At 71.4% G+C, this 2,911-nt stretch carries 5 protein-coding genes; all 5 read right to left on the bottom strand.

Annotation, left to right across the window (positions count from 1 at the left end; genetic code table 11):
- Positions 1-170: 170 nt before the first annotated feature.
- The gene (locus KUTG_RS34855) at positions 171-476 is read right to left on the bottom strand and encodes a hypothetical protein (protein WP_043722953.1); all 306 of its coding nucleotides are present in this window, start codon (positions 474-476) and stop codon (positions 171-173) included.
- Complete coding sequence (locus KUTG_RS59280; RefSeq protein ID WP_157494951.1) at positions 473-634, bottom strand: hypothetical protein; 162 nt, start codon at positions 632-634, stop codon at positions 473-475. The genes KUTG_RS34855 and KUTG_RS59280 overlap by 4 nt, the downstream gene beginning before the upstream one ends.
- On the bottom strand, positions 634-1,257 hold the full coding sequence (locus tag KUTG_RS34850; protein ID WP_043722951.1) for a hypothetical protein: 624 nt from the start codon (positions 1,255-1,257) through the stop codon (positions 634-636). The genes KUTG_RS59280 and KUTG_RS34850 overlap by 1 nt, the downstream gene beginning before the upstream one ends.
- Before the next feature lie 73 nt (positions 1,258-1,330).
- On the bottom strand, positions 1,331-2,353 hold the full coding sequence (locus tag KUTG_RS34845) for a cobalamin biosynthesis protein (RefSeq protein WP_043731667.1): 1,023 nt from the start codon (positions 2,351-2,353) through the stop codon (positions 1,331-1,333).
- Positions 2,350-2,911, bottom strand: a 562-nt coding sequence (gene cbiT / locus KUTG_RS34840; protein WP_063753601.1) for a precorrin-6Y C5,15-methyltransferase (decarboxylating) subunit CbiT, incomplete at its 5' end; no start/stop codon positions are given. The genes KUTG_RS34845 and cbiT, both read right to left, overlap by 4 nt.

The following is a 2,911-nucleotide window of genomic DNA, read 5'->3' as shown; positions in this document are numbered from 1 at the left end:
CAGCGCGTCTCGCCCGGCGGCCAGCGCCGCCTCGTCCAGCACGAGGTCGCCGAGCCAGGTCGGGTCGGCCGTGGTGAGCATCACCCGCTCCACCACGGCGCGGGTGAGCGGCGGCAGGTGCCCGGTGTCCACCCGGGACCGCAGGACGGAGAGCTGGTCGGTCACATGGCTCAGGATTTCATGACGATCCGAGCGGCCTGGGGCCGGTTGAAGCAGGAGGCGCTGACCAGGCCGTAGCCGTCGACGATGGCCACCGTGCCGCTGTGCTCGATCGAGCCGTCCGCGCACAGCACGTCCATCCGGAAACGGCCGGTGCCGTGGCACCAGCCGACGGCGGAGGTCGCGTCGAGCCGGGTGCCGCAGTCGTGCAGGCCGGTGTCACGCGGAACAGCCGGAACAGCCTGAACTGAGACGGACTGGGCCGAGGCGACGCCGGCCGTGGCCAGCATCAGGGCGGCCACCAACAGGGTCTTCACTCCGCCTCCATCTCGACGAGCTGACGCTCCCCGGTCGGCTCGACCGCGGGCGGCGGCGCCAGCCGGCGCTGCATCACGAACACCACGGCGGTCATCGCCGAACCGGCCACGAAGGACACCAGGCACAGCACAAAAACCTGGCTGAACAACCACAACATCACGCACTCCTGGTCTTGTCCACGACCACGCCCTTGCCGAACAGCCGCTCCAGCAGCGCGATGGTGTTGGCCTTGCGCGCGGCATCGGCCAGCACGCCGTCCAGCACGACCTGACCGTCCACGACCGACACCTTCACGTCCGAGCCGGGTTCCAGCGTCAGCACGGAAACCAGGGCCGCGGCGGCGGTGGTGGTCATGGCGAAGTCGGTGCCGGGGCTGGTCGAGGTGTGGTCGACGAGGGCGCGGCCGTGCGCGTATTCCCCGATCACGTGCAGGAACTGCTTGCGCCACGCGTCCTGCTGCGTGGTCCCGGTGATGACGACCTGCTTGTCGTCGACGGAAATCGTCAGCGGCCCCAGCGCAGGATCCCGTGCGCTCACCGCCCGCACTCCCGGCAACGCCTGCACGGCCTTCTTGGCGTCCGGGATGCGCTCGTAGGGCACGCCGACCAGCGTCACGTCCCGGCCGCTCACCACCACGTCGCCCGAGCCGCTCAGGGCCTTCGTCGACTCGGCGGAGATCTGGCGCTCGATGTCGTTGCCCTGCACCGCGATGCCGACCACCGCCAACACAGCGGGTACGGCGACGGCGGCGGTCAGCCAGTACCGGGTCCAGGGACGCACACCCTCGATTGTGCTCGCCGACGGGCGCGTTCCGGCACAGGCTGGCGAGGAGTTCACCCGCCTGTGCGACCCACTACTGGGGCTTGATGCGCGCCGCCGCCACCGTCACGTTCTCGCTCTTGGCCTTCGGCACCACAAGCTCCACGGTCCGGCCCTCGGCCATCTCCCCCGCCGCGAACAGCGCCGCCGCCTCGGCGACGCTGGCCGTGCCGGTTTCCCGCTCCACCACCGGACTCGGATTGGGAACGTCCACTGTGGACAGAATCTCGGCCGGATAGGTCAGCAGGGTCGGCGGGTCCTCGCCGACGCTGCCCTGGCCGTGCCAGAAGTTCCAGTCCTCCAGCGCCTGCAGCACGCCTTCCTCGCGGGCCTTCAGGTCGATGCTGGCAAACGCCCGCACCGCCCGCAGGTCCAGCCCGAAGTCCCACTCCAGCATGGACAGCACGGAGGTGACCTCGTCGCCGGACACGCCCTTGGACGCGCCCAGCCCGACCACCAGCGTGCGGGGCACGATGCGCAGCATCTCGCCGCCGTCGGGCACGGGCTGCCCCAGCCGGTCGTCGATCACGATCGTCCAGCGGGCGCCGTTGGTCTGGCCCACGTTGTCCGGCATCGGCGGCAGCTCGAAGCCCATCGGGTTGAGCAGTCGGATCGGCTCCCCGTCGAGCATCGCGGCCGCGCACTCGGCAAGGTCACCGTCCACAGTGGCGTCGAGCCGGTCGACCAGCTGCTCCAGCACGGTGTCGCCGGTGTTGTCGCTGCCGCTGGACTGCACCATGGTCAGGCCCAGCACCTCGGCGACGCGGTCGGCCAGGGCGTTGGCCCCGCCCGAGCTGCCGCCGGCCAGCACCACCACAAAGCCCTCGGTCACGCACACGACCGCCGGCGAGGACTCGTCCTGCACCAGCATCGGCGCGATGGTCCGCACCGCCGCGCCGGTCGGCATCAGCAGCACCGCCGCGCCCATCTTGGTCCACATCCGGTGCACCGCCTGATGCACCGCGCCGTCCGCGACGACGGTGTCCCGGCCCAGCATCGCCGACAGCTCCACAGCCAGCTTGCGCTGCTCCGCGTCGATGGCGAACAACCCGATCACGACCGCACCCCCCACAACACCGTCACCGGGTTCACCGCCGACAACCGGCTCGACCCGTCGGGCAGATCGGCGAGCCGGGACGCGGACATCTGCACGCCCTCGACCCGGTAACCGCTCTCCCGCAACGCATCCCGCGCCGGCGCGATCCGGTCGACCGCCGCCAGCGAAACCACCATGCGCGGCGCGCCGACGCTCGCCGCCGCCCGTACCACCTTCGTGCCGCCGCCCCCGACGAAAATCGCGTCGGGCTGCGGCAAACCGTGTACCGCGGCCAGGAACTCCGCCTCCACCACGCGCACTTCCACGCCGTGCGTCGTGACGTTGGCGATGATGCGCACGCACTGCACCGGATCGCGTTCCACGGCGACCACCGCCGCGCCGAACCGGGCGCATTCCACCGCAACGGAGCCGGATCCCGCGCCCACGTCCCAGATCAGCGTGCCCGGCGCGGGGGCCAGCTTGGCCAGCGCGATTGCCCGGACCTCGGCCTTGGTGACCATGCCGTCCCGGTGGGCGAAGTCGTCCTCCGACAGCGCCCAGCCGGCGGTGCCGGGCAGC

Source organism: Kutzneria sp. 744 (genome assembly GCF_000568255.1).
In the GTDB taxonomy this organism is placed as follows: Bacteria; Actinomycetota; Actinomycetes; order Mycobacteriales; family Pseudonocardiaceae; genus Kutzneria.
This window is presented reverse-complemented; position numbering and strand designations above follow the sequence as displayed.

Excerpts from the sequence above, each read along its gene's own strand:
- KUTG_RS59280 (WP_157494951.1), bottom strand. The coding sequence starts at position 634 with ATGTTGTGGTTGTTCAGCCAGGTTTTTGTGCTGTGCCTGGTGTCCTTC.